The sequence below is a fragment of the Pseudoduganella aquatica genome, assembly GCF_020865585.1.
Taxonomy (GTDB): Bacteria; Pseudomonadota; Gammaproteobacteria; order Burkholderiales; family Burkholderiaceae_D; genus Rugamonas; species Rugamonas aquatica_A.
In genome coordinates this window covers 5,759,874-5,776,872 of record NZ_CP086370.1, presented here as the reverse complement: position 1 = coordinate 5,776,872, position 16,999 = coordinate 5,759,874, and the positions used below count along the sequence as shown (strand labels likewise).

The window sequence follows — 16,999 nt, the reverse complement described above, 5'->3', positions numbered from 1 at the left end:
GGCGCGGAACGGCTATTACATCATGCCGTCCATGCCGCCCATGCCACCCATACCGCCCATGCCACCCATACCGCCGGCTGGCTTGTCTTCGGTGATTTCAGCCACCATGCAGTCGGTGGTCAGCATCAGGCCAGCGATCGACGCTGCGTTTTGCAGTGCCGAACGGGTCACTTTGGCTGGGTCCAGAACGCCCATTTCAACCATGTCGCCGTAGGTGCCGTTGGCGGCGTTGTAGCCGTGGTTGCCCGAACCGGCCAACACTGCTGCAACGACGACCGATGCTTCCTCGCCGGCGTTCTGCACGATCATGCGCAGCGGCTCTTCCATCGCGCGCAGAACGATCTTGATGCCAGCTTCCTGGTCAGGATTGTCGCCTTTGACGGTCAGTTGCGAGCGGGCGCGCAGCAGGGCTACGCCGCCGCCTGGCACGATGCCTTCTTCAACCGCAGCGCGGGTGGCGTGCAGTGCATCTTCCACGCGGGCTTTTTTCTCTTTCATTTCAACTTCGGTGGCTGCACCGACTTTGATCACGGCAACGCCGCCAGCCAGCTTGGCTACGCGCTCTTGCAGTTTTTCACGGTCGTAGTCCGAGGTCGCTTCTTCGATCTGCACGCGGATCTGCTTGACGCGCGCTTCGATGTTGGAACCGTCGCCGGCGCCATCGATCACGATGGTGTTTTCCTTGCCCACTTCGATACGCTTGGCCTGGCCCAGTTCCGCCAGGGTGATTTTTTCCAGGGTCAGGCCGATTTCTTCAGCAACCACCTGGCCGCCGGTCAGGACAGCGATGTCTTCCAGCATGGCTTTGCGGCGGTCGCCGAAGCCTGGGGCTTTCACTGCGCAGGTTTTCAGGATGCCGCGGATGTTGTTCACAACCAGGGTGGCCAGCGCTTCGCCTTCGATGTCTTCTGCGATGATCAGCAGCGGACGGCCAGCTTTGGCAACTTGTTCCAGTACCGGCAGCAGGTCACGGATGTTGGAGATTTTCTTGTCGCACAGCAGGACGAATGGATTGTCCAGGATGGCAACTTGCTTCTCTTGGTTGTTGATGAAGTATGGCGACAGGTAGCCGCGGTCGAACTGCATACCTTCCACGATGTCCAGCTCGTCGTTCAGCGACTTGCCGTCTTCCACGGTGATCACGCCTTCTTTGCCCACTTTTTCCATCGCTTCAGCGATGCGCTCGCCGATCGAGTAGTCGGAGTTGGCCGAGATCGCGCCAACCTGGGCGATTTCCTTGGTGGTGGTGCATGGACGGGCCAGGATGGCGATCTGCTCGACGGTGGCAGCCACTGCCTTGTCGATGCCGCGCTTCAGGTCCATCGGGTTCATGCCGGCGGCTACGAACTTCATGCCTTCGCGCACGATGGCCTGGGCCAGCACGGTCGCGGTGGTGGTGCCGTCGCCGGCGTTGTCGCTGGTCTTGGAAGCAACTTCCTTGACCATTTGCGCGCCCATGTTCTGCAGCTTGTCTTTCAGTTCGATTTCTTTGGCGACCGATACGCCGTCCTTGGTAACGGTAGGGGCGCCGAAGGAGCGCTCCAGCACCACGTTACGGCCCTTAGGACCCAGGGTTACTTTGACTGCGTTGGCGAGGATGTTCACGCCTTCAACCATCTTGGCGCGCGCTGCGTCGCCGAATACTACGTCTTTAGCTGCCATGTTCGAATTCTCCTGTGATTACTTGTTAACAACGGCCATGATGTCTTCTTCGCGCATCACCAGCAGCTCGTCGCCGTCGACTTTGACAGCTTGGCCGGAGTATTTGCCGAACAGAACGCGGTCGCCCACTTTCACTTCCAGCGGACGCACTTTGCCGTCGTCCAGCACTTTGCCATTGCCCACAGCCAGGACTTCGCCCTGGTCTGGTTTTTCGGCGGCTGCGTCAGGAATGATCAGGCCGGATGCGGTTTTGGTTTCCTGGTCGAGACGTTTGACGATGACGCGATCGTGCAAAGGGCGAAGGTTCATACAAAACTCCTTTATCAATGGTTGTCGTGCTGAGAGGCTGCGGCCAGAACATTTCTGCAGCGCAACCTCGGTATCCTTGTTAGCACTCTCGGCTAACGAGTGCCAATTATAGGGACGCTTATGCCCTATTTCAAGGCGGGCATGAACTTATTTGATTAATCGCCGGCCACAGCGCCACTGTTTGCGCCAGATCAAGGTCGATCAGATGGTGCAAAAGGCAAGCTTTCAAATAAATCAATGCGGCTTATACTAAGGACGGTGACTCAACCATTCGACGCGACCGTCGACGCTTGAGGCCTATCTGACCGGAACGCTGCGGCGCCGCGAGCGCTTGGTTTGCCAGTGGTAAGGCGCGGAGCTTTGCGGCGGGATGGCTCGTCTTCATAAGGAGAAAAAGATGAAAGCGGTGATCTGCTTGGCGGTGCTGATGGTCTTCCTGGCTGGATGTGGCGTGAAGGGCGGCGGTGAGTATGTCGGTAGGTGGGTGAACGTGCAGTACGACGATTATCGCCTCAACATCGAGCGCAACGGCGAAGGATTTATGGTGCGCGACTCTCACCCAAGTCCTGCCACTGGCAAGCCGGAAACGAAGTACATTCCCGCGACTTACAAAGAGGGGCAGCTTTTAATCGCGACCGATTTCGGCAACGTGGCGCTGGCCATTGATAAGGCATCCGGCCATCTCACGAACGGCAAGACGGAATACAGGAAAGTGCCGTGACCAAGCCGATCATCTGGCACGGTGCCCTGCGGTAGCGCATAGCCTTCCCGCTGCAGGCGCAGTTCGTCCTGGACGGCGGCGCGCGGTTCGGCCGCCGTCCATGCCGCCAGGCACATCAATATGCGGCGCGCCACGCCTGGCATCTTTCCCATCGCCCGAGGACTCCTCCTAAATATGTGCATCATGCGCGTGTAGCTGTTGACGCGCCTTCCTTTGCCATCCTATAGTTGCGGGATGATTTCAGAATTCCAAGAACTTTCCGACAAAATCGACCAGCTCGCCGAGATGAGCCTGGCCCTGCGGCGTGAAAACGCACAGCTGCGCCAGGCCAATGCGGCCCTGGTGGCCGACAATATGGCCTGCCAGCGGCGCCTGGCCGAGGCGCACGCGCGCGTGTCGGCGCTGCTGGGAAAGATACCCGCCATTGAAGGCGCAGCGGCCGCCGCGCCGGCGCAAGAGGACGTGCAATGATACATCTGGACGTGAGCATCATGGGCCAGCCCTATCGCCTGGCGTGCAAGGAAGACGAAGAGCGCGCGCTGCGCGAAGCGGCCAGCTTCCTCGACAAGAAGATGACGGCCATCCGCGATGCCAACCGCGTCAAGGGCAACGACCGCATCGCCGTGATGGCGGCGCTGGGCATGGCGGCCGAATTCCTGTCGGCGCGTTCGCCGCAAGGACCGTTGTCGGATATGTCGGTGCTGGACATGCAGGACAAAATGGCGGCCATGAACAAGGTGCTCGACAGCGCACTGACGCCGCAAGAAATTCTGTTTTAAGTCGCGAAAGCCCTTTCCCTGGCGGCGATACAGGAGTAAACTCCGTGTCACCCTGCGGTGTTCGCGGATGCCATATATTCCTTGAACCATTTGTTTGCAACGGTCGCGGAAATTTGTTTGATGGGAGTGAGCGTCGCTAGCCCGATGAACCCGAAATTGAACTAACTGTGACCACCTGAGCCACCAGGTTCGGGATGCCGGCATAGCGGCACAGGCGGGGTTTCATTCCCAAAAGAGCGGTTGTTAGCACCTTGGTGCGCAGCCGCTTTTTTACGCCTATACCTTTTGAAGGAGCGCCATGGCTTACTGGTTGATGAAGTCCGAACCGGACGAGATGAGCATAGACGACGTGCTGGCCAGGCCGCAGTCCACGGTGCCGTGGTTCGGCGTGCGCAACTACCAGGCGCGCAACTTCATGCGCGACGGCATGCAGGTGGGCGACGGGGTGCTGTTCTATCACTCCAGCTGTCCGCAGCCGGGCATCGCCGGCATTGCCGAAGTGGCCAGCAGCGCTTATCCCGACCACACGCAGTTCGATCCCAGGAGCCACTACTACGACCCGAAGTCCAAGCCGGAGGAGCCGCGCTGGCAGATGGTGGACGTGAAGGCCGTGCGCAAGACGCGCTTGCTGCCGCTGTCCGAACTGCGCGCCAACCCCGCGCTGGAAGACATGGTGCTGCTGCAAAAAGGCAGCCGCCTGTCCATCACGCCGGTCACCCCGGCGCAATGGAAAACCATCCAGGCCCTGCTGAAATAGCTAAGCCGCCGCAGGGGCGGTGGGGACGATGTTGCGCTTGTAGGACCACAGCAGCAGCAGGATGGCGCCCACGATCATCGGCAGCGACAGCAGCTGGCCGGACGAGATGGTGAAGCCGAGGAAGTCCACTTCGTAGTCCGGCGTGCGGAAGTATTCGGTGAAGAAGCGCGCGCAGCCGTACAGCAGCGTGTACATGGCGCCCACCGCCAGGCGCGGCCGCGCATGGCGCGCAAACATCCACAGGATGGCGAACACCAGCAGCCCGTCCACCAGCGCCTGGTAGATCGGCGACGGATGGCGCGGCAGCGCGTCCACGTTGGGCCAGATCATGGCCCACGGCAGCGACGGGTCGGCTATGCGGCCCGGCAGTTCGGCGTTGATGAAGTTGCCGATGCGCCCGGCCGCGTAGCCCAGCGGCACCAGCGGCGCGATAAAGTCGTACACGTCCAGCACATTGCGCCCGGCCTTGCGCGCCCACAGCCACATGGCCAGCATCACGCCCAGGAAGCCGCCGTGGAAGGACATGCCGCCGCGCCACACGGCGAAAATCTCGAGCGGATTGTGCAGGAAAAACTCGGGACGGTAGAACAGCACCTCGCCCATGCGCCCGCCTATCACCACGCCCAGCATGCCGTAGAACAGCATGTCGTCCAGGTCCTGGTTCTTCCAGCCCAGCCGGGCAATATGCGGCTGCCTGATGCGCACCCGGCCCAGCGCCACGAACATGGCGAAGGCCAGCACATACATCAGCCCGTACCAATGGACTTTGACCGGACCTAGCGAGAAGGCGATGGGGTCGGGCAGCGGGTGTATCAGCATTGCGTGTTCTTTCTTAACAGTTCGAGGAAGCCCTGCAGCACCGGCGAGGGATTGTCGCGGCGCCAGGCCAGGCCCGTCTCCACCAGCGGTGTGGGGTCGAGCAGCGCGCGGTATTCTACCCCGGGGCGCTTCAGATTCGACACCGATTGTGGCACAAGTGCGAGGCCCATGCCAGCCGACACCAGGCTGACGATGGTCTGCATCTGGATCGCTTCCTGGCCGATCACTGGCGTGATGCCGGCCGCGCGGAACACGCCCAGCACCGCGTCGTACAGCGCCGGCGAAATCGCGCGCGGGAAGATAATCAGCGGCAGCGCGGGCAGGGCGCCCAAGGCCACCTTGCGCTTGCCGTGCAGCGCGGGCAGGCCGGCCGGTGCGGCCAGCACCAGCGGCTCCTTCAGTACAGGCAAATAGTCCAGCTCCGCGCGCGCGCGTTCGGGCAGCGGCGGGATCAGCAGGCCGGCGTCGATGCGCGCGTGCAGCAGGTCTTCCAGCTGCAGGTCCGAGGTGGCTTCCTGCAGCGCGATCTGCACCTGCGGATAGGCCGCGCGGTAGGCGCGCAGGAAGGGCGGCAGCACGCTGTAGTCGGCCGACGAGACGAAGGCCAGCGCCAGGCGCCCCACCTCGCCGCCGGCGGCGCGCTGCACCAGCTGCGGCAGCTCCTGCGCCTGCGCCAGCATGCGGCGCGCCTCCGGCAGCAGGGCCACTCCGGCCGCCGTCAGCGCCACGCCGCGCCGGCTGCGCTCGAACAGCGGCGCGCCCAGCAGCTCCTCCAGCGCCTGGATGGCCTGCGACAGCGGCGGCTGCGTCATGTGCAGGCGCTGCGCCGCGCGGCCGAAATGCAGCTCCTCGGCCACGGCGGCAAAGTAGCGCAGCTGGCGCAATTCGACATTCATATGGAATCCTATGGTATTTCGTTGCTGTGATATGCAAAGTGTATCACAGGGCGCGGAATCTAATATTTGACAGGGCAGCGCGGGGAAGGCACTCTGCTAGCACATCATAGGAGTAAAGCCATGCCCCAATACCGTTCCCGCACCACCACCCACGGCCGCAACATGGCCGGCGCCCGCGCCCTGTGGCGCGCCACCGGCATGAAAGACGGCGATTTCGACAAGCCCATCATCGCCGTGGTCAATTCCTTTACCCAGTTCGTTCCCGGCCACGTGCACCTGAAAGACCTGGGCCAGCTGGTCGCGCGCGAGATCGAAGCGTCCGGCGGTGTGGCGAAGGAATTCAACACCATCGCGGTCGATGACGGCATCGCCATGGGCCACGGCGGCATGCTGTACTCGCTGCCTTCGCGCGACCTGATCGCCGACTCGGTGGAATACATGGTCAACGCGCACTGCGCCGACGCCATGGTCTGCATCTCCAACTGCGACAAGATCACCCCCGGCATGCTGATGGCCGCCATGCGCCTGAACATCCCCGTGGTGTTCGTGTCCGGCGGCCCGATGGAAGCGGGCAAGGTGGTCAAGGTGGTCAACGGCAACCAGAAGATCATCAAGCTGGACTTGGTGGACGCCATGATCAAGGCCGGCGACAGCACCGTTTCCGACGCCGACGTGGCCGAGATCGAGCGCTCCGCCTGTCCTACCTGCGGTTCCTGCTCCGGCATGTTCACCGCCAACTCCATGAACTGCCTGACTGAAGCGCTTGGCCTGTCCCTGCCGGGCAACGGCACCATCCTGGCCACGCACTCGGACCGCAAGGAACTGTTCCTGAAAGCCGGCCGCCTGGTGGTGGAACTGGCCAAGCGCTACTACGAGCAGGACGACGCGACTGTCCTGCCGCGCTCCATCGCCACCAAGGCTGCGTTCGAGAACGCCATGGCGCTGGACGTGTCCATGGGCGGCTCCACCAACACCGTGCTGCACCTGCTGGCCGCCGCGCACGAAGCCGAAGTCGAATTCAGCATGGCCGACATCGACCGCATCTCGCGCAAAGTGCCCTGCCTGTGCAAAGTGGCGCCGATGACGGACAAGTTCCACATCGAAGACGTGCACCGCGCCGGCGGCATCGTCTCCATCCTGGGCGAACTGGCGCGCGCCGGCCTGCTCGACACCTCGGTCTACAGCATCCACGCGCCCACGCTGGGCGACGCCATCGAACGCAACGACATCAAGCGCAGCGACGACCCCGCCGTGCACCAGATGTTCCGCGCGGCGCCTGGCGGTGTGTCGACCCAGACCGCGTTCTCGCAGTCCGAGCGCTTCGCGTCGCTGGACCTGAACCGCGAAACCGGCTGCATCCGCGACAAGGCGCACGCCTACTCGCAGGACGGCGGTTTGGCCGTTTTGTACGGCAACCTGGCGGAAAAGGGCTGCATCGTGAAGACGGCCGGCGTGGACGAAAGCATCCTGAAGTTCAGCGGCAAGGCGCGCGTGTTTGAAAGCCAGGACGCGGCGGTGGAAGCCATCCTGGGCGACACCGTGCACGAAGGCGACGTGGTCATCATCCGCTACGAAGGCCCGAAAGGCGGTCCGGGCATGCAGGAGATGCTGTATCCGACCTCCTACATCAAGTCCAAGGGCCTGGGCAAAGCCTGCGCGCTGTTCACCGACGGCCGCTTCTCGGGCGGCTCGTCCGGCCTGGTGATCGGCCACGCTTCGCCGGAAGCGGCCGAAGGCGGCGCCATCGGCCTGGTGGAAGAGGGCGATATGATCGATATCGACATCCCGAACCGCACCATCAATTTGCGCATTAGCGACGCCACGCTGGCGGAGCGCCGCGCGGCCATGGAAGCCAAGGGCGCGGACGCCTGGCTGCCGGTCGACCGTGAACGCTATGTGTCGCAGGCGCTGCAGGCCTACGCGGCGCTGACCACGTCCGCCGACCGCGGCGCGGTGCGCGATTTGTCGCAGCTGAAGCGCTGAGAACGGCGGGTGACGCGGCGGTGCCGCTAACCCGCCCTTGTATTATTCCATCTGCCCCGAAAACGGAACGTCGGGGCAGAGCAACTGGATGCCGTACCCGCCCTTGGTCGCCAAGACCGTGATGTAGATTTCGCAGCAGTTGCTCTTATTCCATTAAAGATCGAACAGTATCTTTGGCCCGGCGTGCCGTGAGCCCGCATTTGCAAGGTTGATCAGGAGAAGAGTAATGTTGTGTCTTGGTATAGATGTCGCCAAATTGAAGGTCGATTGCGCACTGCGCCTGGAAACGGGCAAACACCGTGCGAAAGTTGTAGAAAACACCCAGGCTGGCTTTGCCAAACTGGAAGCGTGGCTGCAGAGTCATACGGACGGGTTGCCCCATATCTGCATGGAGGCCACTGGCGTCTATTGGGAGGCGATCGCGGAGTTCTTTGCCCGTCGGGGCTACCGCGTCAGTGTCGTCAATCCGGCCCAGATCAAGGCGTTTTCCCAGGCGCAGCTGGTGCGCACCAAGACCGACCAGGTCGACGCCAAGGTCATTGCCGAGTTCTGCGCCAAGCATGGTCCGGAAGCATGGCAGCCGCCGCCGCTGAGCGAACAGGAATTGAAAGCGATGGTGCTGCGCCTGGATGCGCTGCTGGCCATGCAGACGCAGGAAACGAACCGCCTGGACGTGGCGCGCGAATCGGTCCGGGCCGATATCGAACAGCATATTGCCTGGCTCGGCGAGCAGATTAAACAGCTGCGCAAGCGCGTACGTGATCACATCAACGACGATCCCGACATGCGCGGCAGACGCGACTTACTCGATACCATTCCCGGTGTCGGGGACAATACCATTGCGTTACTGCTGGCCTATGGCATGCATGCCGGGCGCTTCGACAACGGTCGGCAGGCTGCCGCCTTTGCAGGCCTCGATCCGCGCCAACATGAGTCCGGATCAAGCGTGAAGCAGCGGCCCCGGATGTCCAAGATCGGCCACGCGCATCTGCGCAAAAATCTGTACATGCCGGCTATGGTGGCGCTGTACCGCACCGACTGGGGGCGCCAGTTCCGCACCCGCCTACAAGCAGCAGGCAAGCCGGCCAAGCTGGTGATCGGCGCCATGATGCGCAAGCTCGTCCACGTTGCTTTCGGCGTCTTAAAATCTGGCAAACCATTCAATCAGGAGCTTCAAAACGCTTGACCGGCATAACAGTATCTACGTGCTGGACCGGTAGGGGGATCGTGCGATCCTCCTATTTTTTTTTGTTGAAGCTCTGCTTCACGCGGTCCTTGCGGCGCTGTTCGTCCACGTTGTGGGCCTTGCGCTTGTCCAGGCCCAGCATCGGCTCCAGGAACTCGAACCAGACGAAGGCGAACACCATCAGGCCGACGATCCACCACCAGGACACCTCGGCAAAGCGCCACACCTCGAAGTAGCGCAGCCCGCACAAGGCCAGTATCAATAAAATCAGCGGCATAGAAATTCTCCTTTACATCATCTTACAAAAGAAAGACCTATACCGGGGGCGATATTGTGGGCGAGGTCAACCCCGGCTATCATGCCAGCGTTGTGGAAAAGCGTTAGAATGAATGTAGTTACTTTGGAGAAAACGATGAAACGATTTCTGATGATAGGTATGGTGGCCGTTTCGGCTTTCGCTACGCAATCCGCAATGGCGAACGCAGACTTGGCCAAGGCGAAGAACTGCATGGCTTGCCACGCGGTAGCCAACAAGCTGGTCGGTCCGGCTTACAAGGATGTGGCAGCGAAATACGCCGGCCAAAAAGACGCCGAAGCCAAGCTGGTGGCCAAGGTCATGAAGGGCGGTTCCGGCGTCTGGGGCGCGATCCCGATGCCAGCCAACCCACAGGTCAGCGAGGCGGAAGCCAAGACCCTGGTGAAATGGGTCCTGGCCCAGAAATGATGAAAGGAGCCCTCGGGCTCCTTTTTTTTAGCGGACAACTTCGATCAGTTGGCGCTTGCCGTCCTTGTAGCCGTACAGGGTCAGCGAGCCGTTGTTGATGTCGCCGAACTTGTCGAAGCTGATCGGGCCGGTGATGCCCTGGTATTTGATCTTGGCCAGCACCGGCAGGTATTTGGCGGGATCGGCGGACTTGGCTTCGGCCATGGCGGCCGTCATGGCCATCACGGCGTCGTAGGCGTAGGGCGCGTAGATCTGCACTTCGGAGTTGTACTTGGCCTTGTATCGGGCCGCGAACTCGTCCAGGCCTTTGCGCTGGCTAGGCAGGATGCCGCCCGCTTCGGCGCAGGTGACCAGGCCGTCCGCGCCGCCCGACAGCTTGGGCAGCGCTTCCGTGCACACGCCGTCGCCACCCATGAAGTGGGCCTTGATGCCGAGCGCCTTCATCTGGCGCAGCAGCGCGCCGGCAATGGCGTCCATGCCGCCGAAGAACACCAGGTCCGGGTTCTTGGCGCGGATGGAGGTGAGGATGGCGGTGAAGTCGCTGGCCTTGTCGGTGGTGAATTCCTTGGCGACGATTTGCGCGCCCTTGGAGCCCTTGATGAACTCGGTGGCCACGCCCTGGCCGTAGGCGGTGCGGTCGTCGATCACGGCGATTTTCTTCGCGCCCAGCTTGCTCACCGCGTATTTGCCCAGCGTGCCGCCCAGCTTGTTGTCATTGGCGACGATGCGGAAGGCGGTGTTGAAGCCCTGGTGGGTGTAGACCGGGCTGGTGGCCGAGGCGGAGATCTGCGGGATGCCGGCGTCGTAGTAGATCTTGGAGGCGGGTATCGAGGTGCCGGAGTTCTGGTGGCCGATAATGCCGTTGATCTTTGCGTCCACCAGCTTTTGCGCCGCGGCTGTGCCCTGTTTCGGGTCGCCCGCGTCGTCTTCGGCCAGCAGCACGAACTTGACGGCTTTGCCGTTGATCTTGAAGCCTTTGGCGTTTAAATCCTCAACCGCCATGCGGGCGCCGTTCTCGTCTTCCTTGCCCAGGTGGGCCGAAGGGCCGGAAGTGGCGGCAACGTGGCCTATCTTGACGACTTCCTGGGCCGCAGCCAAGTTGGAGATGCTGCCTGTGAATGCCAGCGCGAGCGCAGCAGCGATGTACTTTATTTGCATGTTGCTATCCTTAAAATGAAAAAAGGCCGTCCAGCGCTGGACGGCCTAGGGCAATTATCGCCGATTATGTGTAACCAGGTTATTTGATGACTTCGGTTTTGGTTTTGACGCCGTTACGGTAGGTGAACAGGGTCAGCGAGCCGTCCTTGATGTCGCCCTTGGAATCGAAGGCGATCAGACCGGTGACGCCCTGGTATTTGATGTTGGCCAGGTAAGGCAGGTATTTGGCCGGGTCGGACGATTTGGCGTCCGTCATGGCCTGGGCGATCACCATCACCGAGTCGTATACGTAGGGCGCGTACAGCTGCACTTCCTGGTTGTATTTCTTCTTGTAGCGGGCGCGGAAGTCGTCCATATTCTTCTGCAGTTCCGGCGAGACGCCGCCCGCTTCGGCGCAGGTGACCACGCTTTCCGGCGCGTTGTCGCCGGACAGGCGCGGCAGCGCGTCGGTGCACAGGCCGTCGCCGCCCATGTACTTGGCGTTGATGCCCAGCGCCTTCATCTGGCGCAGCAGCGGGCCGCCGACCGAGTCCATGCCGCCGAAGAACACCAGGTCCGGGTTCTTGGCCTTGATGGTGGTCAGGATGGCGTTGAAGTCGGTGGCCTTGTCGGTGGTGAATTCCTTGGCGACGATCTGCACGCCAGGCTTGGCCTTGGTCGCGCCCTTCACGAACTCGTCCTTCACGCCCTGGCCGTAGGCCGTGCGGTCGTCGATGACGGCGATTTTCTTCGCGCCCAGCTTGTTGACGGCGTAAGCGCCCAGCGTGCCGCCCAGCTTGGCGTCGTTGGCGACGATGCGGAAGGTGGTCTTGAAGCCTTGCTGGGTGTATTTGGTCTGGGTGGTGGCGGGCGACACCTGCGGAATGCCGGCGTCCGAGTAGATCTTGGAGGCGGGGATGGAGGTGCCGGAGTTCAGGTGGCCGACCACGCCATTCACGTGGGAGTCGACCAGCTTCTGCGCCACGGTGGTGCCTTGTTTCGGATCGCTGGCGTCGTCTTCGGCCTGCAGCACGAATTTGACGGGTTTGCCGTTGATCTGCGGGTTCTTTGCGTTCAAATCCTCGATCGCCATGCGGGCGCCGTTTTCATTGTCCTTGCCGAGGTGGGACGAAGGGCCGGAGACTGGGCCGACGTGGCCGATCTTGATAATTTCCTGCGCGCTTGCGCTGCCAGCAAAAGCCATTGCGATGGCAAATGGAATCAACTTGGTGTTGAACTGCATGAACATTCTCCGATGGATTAGTAACGGCGGCGTCTCATGAACGCCACTTCTGGTTCCGCTGCACGAGAAGGTACAACAAAATATCCGTCGCGCAAAGCGCGAAGCGGAGGTTTTGTGCAATTTGACTAAATTGATACTATTTTTTCTGCGCTTGCAGATGGGTCAGCTCTTGCGCCACGGCGCGGCTGACGATCTTGGACAGGGTGTCGTGCAGGCCGCTGCGGATCTCCGCCGTCAGCCCGCGCAAGGCGTGGCTCAGCACTTCTTCCATGCTGTCTTTGATGCGCTGCTCCAGCACGAAATCGACGCGCGATTGCAGCTGTGCCAGGATGCGTTCGCAGAGCTGGCGCTCCAGCGTTTCCCATTCGTTCGGCTGCGGCTGCGGAACGGGAGCCTGCTGCACCGCAGCAGGCTCGAGAACAACGGGCTCATCGTCCAGCACTTCGGTCAGGACGGGGATGGACGCATCAAACGGATGGGCTGGGCTCATGATTTGTTGGCGACGAAGTGGGTGGGTTGGTATTCCTGCTGTTTATACGACACATAGCGCTTGCGTCCGGCCGCTGCGTCGTTTTCTTCCGACGACACCACTTCGATCACGCGCTGGAAGCGGGGGAAGATGGCGGGCGTGCGGCTCGACAGATTCACCAGCAGGTCGGTATGCGGCAGCTCGGCCTCGTCGCTGCAGGCCAGCACGATGGGCGTTTCGGCCGCCAGCGCGTCGCCGCAGAGCACATGCGGCAGGTAGTCGACGCCGGAAAACGTCCATAAAGCCTCGTCAAGATCGGCCAACTGCTCCATATCCTCGGCCATCAGCACGATGCGGTTGCGCGCCGCATAGGCCTTGCGCACCAGGCGGCAGGCGTAGGCTATCTTGTCGGGAACGTTGGTGTGGAAATCGATACGGGTCATGGCTGGACTGGCAAAGCGAGTGTCGGTCCAGCATTTTAACCGTAGCCGGACTTTAGAATTGGAAATCCGGCGGGGCGTTGACGGGGCGCAAACGGCGTTCACGATCCGCTTGCTCCGCAGCCGCTTTTGCGGCAGCTTTCGACTCCGCCAGCGCGCGCTCCTGGGCGCTGGGACCGGGCGGCGGCGCAGCCGGGGCGGGCGCAGGATTGCTGTAGCCGGCGGGCAGCATGGGCTGGGTGGGATAGCCGGCGTCGGACAGCAGCGTGTCCCAGGTGCTTTGCTCAAAGCCGACCTGCTTGCCGCGTCCTATCAGCAGCAGCGGCAGCTGGCCCGCGCTGCCGGCGCGCTTGAGCACGGCGTGGTCTTCCACGCTGTTGACGGTTTTTTCGGTGTAGGGAATGCCGCGCGCCTGCAGCAGGGCGCGGCCCTGGTCGCAGCCGGCGCAACTGGCGGTGGTGTACAGCGTGACCGGGCGGCTTTGCACGGCGGCTGCCAGTTCGGCCGGCAGCGCGGGCTGGCTGCCGGTGCTGAAGGATTTCAGCTCCACCGCCTTGCCCGGCGCGGATGCCGGCGGGGGCGTGTCGCTGTAATGCGTCACGCCCTTGGCGTCCTTCCATTTATACATCTGCGCGCTGGCCGTGCCTGCGCACATAAGTAAAACCATTGCCAGCCGCAGTTGCATCATTCCTCCTTATGCCGCCATGCCGCTGTGGCGCAGCAGGGCGTCTATGCTGGGTTCGCGGCCGCGGAAGGCCGTGAACGATTCCAGCGCAGGGCGCGAGCCGCCCACCGACAGGATTTCGCGCAGGTAGCGCTTGCCGGTTTCCGATACCGCGTCTTCGCCCAGCGCCTGGGCTTCCTCGAAGGCTGCGTAGGCGTCGGCGGACAGCACTTCGGCCCATTTGTAGCTATAGTAGCCTGCCGCGTAGCCGCCCGCAAAGATGTGGCCGAAGGAGTTCTGGAAGCGGTTGAACGCCGGCGGGATCACGATGGAGAACTTGGCGCGCACTTCGTCGATCACCTGCTGCACGGTCTTGGCGCCGTCCGGCTGGAAGTCGTAGTGCAGATGCATGTCCAGCAGCGAGAACTCGACCTGGCGCAGCGTCTGCATGCCGGACTGGAAGTTCTTGGCGGCCAGCATCTTGTCGTACAGCGCGCGCGGCAGGGCGGCGCCGGTGGCCGCGTGCGCGGTCATGTGGCTCAGCACTTCCCATTCCCAGCAGAAGTTTTCCATGAACTGCGACGGCAGTTCCACAGCATCCCATTCCACGCCGGAGATGCCGGACACGCCCAGCTCGTTTACCTGGGTCAGCATGTGGTGCAGGCCGTGGCCGAATTCGTGGAACAGGGTGATGACTTCGTCGTGCGTGAACAGCGATGGCTGCACTTTGCCGTCGATAACGGCCGGTTCGGTGAAGTTACAGGTGAGATAGGCGACCGGCGTTTGCAGCTGGCCGTTCGCGCCCAGGCGGCGGCCGCGCGCGTCGTCCATCCAGGCGCCGCCGCTCTTGCCGGCGCGCGCGTACAGGTCCAGGTAGAACTGGCCCAGCAGCTTGCCGTCGCGCTCGATGCGGAAGAAGCGCACGTCCTTGTGCCAGGCGGGCGCCTCGTCCGGGGCGATGGTGACGGAGAACAGCGAGGAAATCAGGCGGAACAGGCCGTCCACCACCTTGTGCTCGGGGAAGTACTGCTTCACTTCCTGCGCCGAGAAGGCGTAGCGGGCTTCCTGCAGCTTTTCGGACGCGTAGGGGATGTCCCAGGCTTGCAGCTGGTCTATGCCCAGCTCGTCCTTGGCGAAGGTGCTCAGCTCGGCGTAGTCCTGCTCGGCGTAGGGCCGCGCGCGGCGCGCCAGGTCTTCCAGGAAGGCGATCACCTGCTCGGGATCCTTGGCCATCTTGGGCACCAGCGAGACTTCGGCGAAATTCTTGTAGCCCAGCAGCTTGGCTTCCTCGTCGCGCAGCTTCAGCAGCGTGACGATGTTGCCGGTGTTGTCCCAGTCCTCGCGCTTGCTGAACACCTCGCCCAGATCGGACGCCTTGGTGGCGTTGGCGCGGTACACGGTTTCGCGCAGCGCGCGCTTGTCCGCGAATTGCAGGATGGGGTAGTAGGACGGGAAGTGCAGCGAGAACATCCAGCCCGGCTTGCCTTCTTTCTCGGCCAGCGCCTTGGCGGCCTGCCTGGCGTCGTCCGGCAGGCCGGCCAGGTCGGCCTCGTCCTCGACCGTCAATTTATAGTCGTTGGTGGCGTCCAGCACGTTTTCCGAGAAGCGCGTCGAGACCGCCGCGTGTTCTTCCTGGATGGCGGCGAAGCGCTCTTTCTGTTCGGCCGGCAGTTCCGCGCCGCCCATGCGGAAGTCGCGGATGGCGTTGTCGATGATGCGTTTGCGCGCCGGTTCCAGCGCGTCGAAGCCGGCGCTGGCGCGCAGCGCCTTGTACTTGGCGAACAGCGCCTCGTTTTGCGCCACGGCGGTGCCGAACTCGGTCATCTTCGGCTGGTTTTCGTTGTAGGCCGCGCGCAGCTCGGGCGTGTCGACCACATTGTTCAGATGGCTGACCACGCCCCAGGCGCGGCCCAGCAGCTCCGAGGCGTCTTCCAGCGGCGCCACGAAGTTGTCCCACGTCACTTCGTCGGTGGGGGCTTCCAGCGCGGCGACCACGGCGTAGCTCTTTTCCAGCAGGTGGTCGATGGCCGGCGTCACGTGTTCGGCCGTGATGGCGTCGAAACGGGGCAGGCCGGAGAAGTCCAGCAGGGGATTGTTGCTTGCGTCAGTAGTCATAGTCTGTCCAATGAAGGCTGGGGGCAGACCCCGACGGGGTCTGACCCCGGGGTGGCCTGCGGTTAATTATTTACGCTCGGCCGATTCGATGGTGTTCATCAGCAGCATGGTGATGGTCATCGGACCCACGCCGCCTGGTACGGGCGTGATGTGCGATGCCACTTCCTTGATGCCGGCAAAATCCACGTCGCCGCACAGCTTGCCCGCGTCGTCGCGGTTCATGCCCACGTCGATCACGATGGCGCCCGGCTTCACCATATCGGCGGTGAGCGTGTTGCGGCGGCCCACTGCGGCCACCACCACGTCGGCCTGGCGGGTGTACAGGCCCAGGTCCGGGGTGGCGCTATGGCAGATGGTGACGGTGGCGTTGGCTTGCAAGAGCAGCAGGGCCATAGGCTTGCCCACCGTGTTGCTGCGGCCGATGACGACGGCGTGCTTGCCGCGCAGGTCCACGCCGGTGGATTCGATCAGCTTCATGCAGCCGTATGGGGTGCAGGGGCGGAAGCCTTCCAGGCCGGTCATCAGCTCGCCGGCGCTCAGCACCGAGTAGCCGTCCACGTCCTTCGAGGTGGAGATGGCTTCGATCACCTTGTGCGGGTTGATGTGCTTGGGCAGCGGCATTTGCACCAGGATGCCGTGGATGGCCGGGTCGTTGTTGAGCGCATCGATGCGCGCCAGCAGGGCCGCTTCGCTCAGGTCCGCCTCGTACTTCTCCAGCACCGAGTGGAAACCGACGTCGCCGCAGGCTTTCACTTTGTTGCGGACGTAGACCTGCGAAGCCGGGTCTTCGCCGACCAGGATCACGGCCAGGCCGGGCTGTTTGCCCTGGGCGGTGAGTTTGGCGGCGCGTTCGGCAATTTCAGCGCGCAGTTTTTGGGAGAGGGCGATACCGTCGATCAGTTGAGCAGACATGATTTTTGGAGAGGTGGGAGGGAAAAGCAGAATTATACAGGCAAGCAAAAACGGGATATTTCACTATATGAAATGATGTATCGCAATTTGAAAAATAGGGAAATCACTGTTAGAATCTTCACACTAATCCGAAGTCTTAGTAAATAATCACGCAGCACCGTCCGACAGCGATCCGGGCACTCA

General features: G+C 62.3%; 19 protein-coding genes and 1 other RNA gene. 8 read left to right on the top strand and 12 right to left on the bottom strand.

Going from position 1 to position 16,999, the window contains the following annotated elements:
- Positions 1 to 15 precede the first annotated feature (15 nt).
- A complete protein-coding gene (gene groL, locus KT882_RS25825) occupies positions 16 to 1,662 on the bottom strand; it encodes a chaperonin GroEL (RefSeq protein ID WP_161073375.1) in 1,647 nt (548 codons plus the stop codon).
- 18 nt (positions 1,663 to 1,680) lie between these two features.
- A complete protein-coding gene (gene groES / locus KT882_RS25820) occupies positions 1,681 to 1,971 on the bottom strand; it encodes a co-chaperone GroES (RefSeq protein WP_056393686.1) in 291 nt (96 codons plus the stop codon).
- Positions 1,972 to 2,368: 397 nt separating this feature from the next.
- On the opposite strand from groES, the gene KT882_RS25815 reads away from it, so the two are divergent.
- The 5 genes from KT882_RS25815 (at position 2,369) to KT882_RS25795 (ending at position 4,228) form a co-directional block, all read left to right on the top strand.
- On the top strand, positions 2,369 to 2,692 hold the full coding sequence (locus KT882_RS25815; RefSeq protein ID WP_228893635.1) for a hypothetical protein: 324 nt from the start codon (positions 2,369 to 2,371) through the stop codon (positions 2,690 to 2,692).
- 234 nt (positions 2,693 to 2,926) lie between these two features.
- Positions 2,927 to 3,163, top strand: coding sequence for a hypothetical protein (locus KT882_RS25810; RefSeq protein WP_161073377.1), 237 nt, complete (start codon positions 2,927 to 2,929; stop codon positions 3,161 to 3,163).
- Positions 3,160 to 3,471, top strand: coding sequence for a cell division protein ZapA (locus KT882_RS25805; RefSeq protein ID WP_161073378.1), 312 nt, complete (start codon positions 3,160 to 3,162; stop codon positions 3,469 to 3,471). Before KT882_RS25810 ends, KT882_RS25805 begins: the two co-directional genes overlap by 4 nt.
- Positions 3,472 to 3,517: 46 nt before the next feature.
- Positions 3,518 to 3,696, top strand: a non-coding RNA gene (gene ssrS, locus KT882_RS25800) — 6S RNA.
- Positions 3,697 to 3,769: 73 nt separating this feature from the next.
- A complete protein-coding gene (locus tag KT882_RS25795; protein WP_161073379.1) occupies positions 3,770 to 4,228 on the top strand; it encodes an EVE domain-containing protein in 459 nt (152 codons plus the stop codon).
- On the opposite strand, the gene lgt is transcribed toward KT882_RS25795, so the two are convergent.
- Both lgt and KT882_RS25785 read right to left on the bottom strand, forming a co-directional pair.
- Positions 4,229 to 5,047, bottom strand: a complete 819-nt coding sequence (gene lgt / locus KT882_RS25790; RefSeq protein WP_161073380.1) for a prolipoprotein diacylglyceryl transferase — start codon at positions 5,045 to 5,047, stop codon at positions 4,229 to 4,231. It lies immediately after the preceding gene.
- Complete coding sequence (locus KT882_RS25785) at positions 5,041 to 5,943, bottom strand: LysR family transcriptional regulator (protein WP_228893634.1); 903 nt, start codon at positions 5,941 to 5,943, stop codon at positions 5,041 to 5,043. The genes lgt and KT882_RS25785 overlap by 7 nt, the downstream gene beginning before the upstream one ends.
- A 120-nt stretch (positions 5,944 to 6,063) precedes the next feature.
- On the opposite strand from KT882_RS25785, the gene ilvD reads away from it, so the two are divergent.
- Positions 6,064 to 7,926, top strand: a complete 1,863-nt coding sequence (gene ilvD, locus KT882_RS25780) for a dihydroxy-acid dehydratase (RefSeq protein WP_228893633.1) — start codon at positions 6,064 to 6,066, stop codon at positions 7,924 to 7,926.
- 226 nt (positions 7,927 to 8,152) lie between these two features.
- Positions 8,153 to 9,112, top strand: coding sequence for an IS110 family RNA-guided transposase (locus tag KT882_RS25775; protein ID WP_228892791.1), 960 nt, complete (start codon positions 8,153 to 8,155; stop codon positions 9,110 to 9,112).
- A gap of 52 nt (positions 9,113 to 9,164) precedes the next feature.
- Here KT882_RS25775 and KT882_RS25770 read toward each other — a convergent pair whose 3' ends face one another.
- The gene (locus KT882_RS25770; RefSeq protein WP_161073383.1) at positions 9,165 to 9,389 is read right to left on the bottom strand and encodes a TIGR04438 family Trp-rich protein; all 225 of its coding nucleotides are present in this window, start codon (positions 9,387 to 9,389) and stop codon (positions 9,165 to 9,167) included.
- Positions 9,390 to 9,524: 135 nt separating this feature from the next.
- Here KT882_RS25770 and KT882_RS25765 point away from each other — a divergent pair, with 135 nt between their 5' ends.
- Positions 9,525 to 9,836, top strand: coding sequence for a c-type cytochrome (locus tag KT882_RS25765; protein WP_161073384.1), 312 nt, complete (start codon positions 9,525 to 9,527; stop codon positions 9,834 to 9,836).
- Positions 9,837 to 9,863: 27 nt separating this feature from the next.
- Here KT882_RS25765 and KT882_RS25760 read toward each other — a convergent pair whose 3' ends face one another.
- The 7 genes from KT882_RS25760 to folD form a co-directional block, all read right to left on the bottom strand.
- Positions 9,864 to 10,994: a branched-chain amino acid ABC transporter substrate-binding protein gene (locus KT882_RS25760; RefSeq protein ID WP_228893632.1), complete on the bottom strand. Its 1,131-nt coding sequence runs from the start codon at positions 10,992 to 10,994 to the stop codon at positions 9,864 to 9,866.
- 79 nt (positions 10,995 to 11,073) lie between these two features.
- Positions 11,074 to 12,216 (bottom strand): branched-chain amino acid ABC transporter substrate-binding protein, encoded by a 1,143-nt coding sequence (locus KT882_RS25755; protein ID WP_161073386.1) that lies wholly within the window; start codon positions 12,214 to 12,216, stop codon positions 11,074 to 11,076.
- A gap of 136 nt (positions 12,217 to 12,352) precedes the next feature.
- Positions 12,353 to 12,706 (bottom strand): hypothetical protein, encoded by a 354-nt coding sequence (locus KT882_RS25750; RefSeq protein ID WP_228893631.1) that lies wholly within the window; start codon positions 12,704 to 12,706, stop codon positions 12,353 to 12,355.
- On the bottom strand, positions 12,703 to 13,128 hold the full coding sequence (locus KT882_RS25745) for a DNA polymerase III subunit chi (RefSeq protein ID WP_161073388.1): 426 nt from the start codon (positions 13,126 to 13,128) through the stop codon (positions 12,703 to 12,705). The genes KT882_RS25750 and KT882_RS25745 overlap by 4 nt, the downstream gene beginning before the upstream one ends.
- A gap of 52 nt (positions 13,129 to 13,180) precedes the next feature.
- Positions 13,181 to 13,813: a glutaredoxin family protein gene (locus tag KT882_RS25740; RefSeq protein ID WP_161073389.1), complete on the bottom strand. Its 633-nt coding sequence runs from the start codon at positions 13,811 to 13,813 to the stop codon at positions 13,181 to 13,183.
- A 6-nt stretch (positions 13,814 to 13,819) separates the two neighbouring features.
- Complete coding sequence (locus KT882_RS25735) at positions 13,820 to 15,904, bottom strand: M3 family metallopeptidase (protein WP_161073390.1); 2,085 nt, start codon at positions 15,902 to 15,904, stop codon at positions 13,820 to 13,822.
- Positions 15,905 to 15,970: 66 nt separating this feature from the next.
- Positions 15,971 to 16,816 (bottom strand): bifunctional methylenetetrahydrofolate dehydrogenase/methenyltetrahydrofolate cyclohydrolase FolD, encoded by an 846-nt coding sequence (gene folD, locus KT882_RS25730; protein WP_161073391.1) that lies wholly within the window; start codon positions 16,814 to 16,816, stop codon positions 15,971 to 15,973.
- Positions 16,817 to 16,999 lie beyond the last annotated feature (183 nt).

Bases quoted from the DNA above. Each gene is read 5' to 3' on its own strand.
- KT882_RS25735 (WP_161073390.1), bottom strand. From the start codon at position 15,904: ATGACTACTGACGCAAGCAACAATCCCCTGCTGGACTTCTCCGGCCTG.
- KT882_RS25760 (WP_228893632.1), bottom strand. From the start codon at position 10,994: ATGCAAATAAAGTACATCGCTGCTGCGCTCGCGCTGGCATTCACAGGC.
- KT882_RS25775 (WP_228892791.1), top strand. From the start codon at position 8,153: ATGTTGTGTCTTGGTATAGATGTCGCCAAATTGAAGGTCGATTGCGCA.
- KT882_RS25745 (WP_161073388.1), bottom strand. From the start codon at position 13,128: ATGACCCGTATCGATTTCCACACCAACGTTCCCGACAAGATAGCCTAC.
- KT882_RS25740 (WP_161073389.1), bottom strand. From the start codon at position 13,813: ATGATGCAACTGCGGCTGGCAATGGTTTTACTTATGTGCGCAGGCACG.
- KT882_RS25750 (WP_228893631.1), bottom strand. From the start codon at position 12,706: ATGAGCCCAGCCCATCCGTTTGATGCGTCCATCCCCGTCCTGACCGAA.
- KT882_RS25755 (WP_161073386.1), bottom strand. From the start codon at position 12,216: ATGCAGTTCAACACCAAGTTGATTCCATTTGCCATCGCAATGGCTTTT.
- KT882_RS25815 (WP_228893635.1), top strand. From the start codon at position 2,369: ATGAAAGCGGTGATCTGCTTGGCGGTGCTGATGGTCTTCCTGGCTGGA.
- ilvD (WP_228893633.1), top strand. From the start codon at position 6,064: ATGCCCCAATACCGTTCCCGCACCACCACCCACGGCCGCAACATGGCC.
- folD (WP_161073391.1), bottom strand. From the start codon at position 16,816: ATGTCTGCTCAACTGATCGACGGTATCGCCCTCTCCCAAAAACTGCGC.
- groL (WP_161073375.1), bottom strand. From the start codon at position 1,662: ATGGCAGCTAAAGACGTAGTATTCGGCGACGCAGCGCGCGCCAAGATG.
- KT882_RS25770 (WP_161073383.1), bottom strand. From the start codon at position 9,389: ATGCCGCTGATTTTATTGATACTGGCCTTGTGCGGGCTGCGCTACTTC.
- KT882_RS25805 (WP_161073378.1), top strand. From the start codon at position 3,160: ATGATACATCTGGACGTGAGCATCATGGGCCAGCCCTATCGCCTGGCG.
- lgt (WP_161073380.1), bottom strand. From the start codon at position 5,047: ATGCTGATACACCCGCTGCCCGACCCCATCGCCTTCTCGCTAGGTCCG.
- groES (WP_056393686.1), bottom strand. From the start codon at position 1,971: ATGAACCTTCGCCCTTTGCACGATCGCGTCATCGTCAAACGTCTCGAC.
- KT882_RS25785 (WP_228893634.1), bottom strand. From the start codon at position 5,943: ATGAATGTCGAATTGCGCCAGCTGCGCTACTTTGCCGCCGTGGCCGAG.
- KT882_RS25795 (WP_161073379.1), top strand. From the start codon at position 3,770: ATGGCTTACTGGTTGATGAAGTCCGAACCGGACGAGATGAGCATAGAC.
- KT882_RS25765 (WP_161073384.1), top strand. From the start codon at position 9,525: ATGAAACGATTTCTGATGATAGGTATGGTGGCCGTTTCGGCTTTCGCT.
- KT882_RS25810 (WP_161073377.1), top strand. From the start codon at position 2,927: ATGATTTCAGAATTCCAAGAACTTTCCGACAAAATCGACCAGCTCGCC.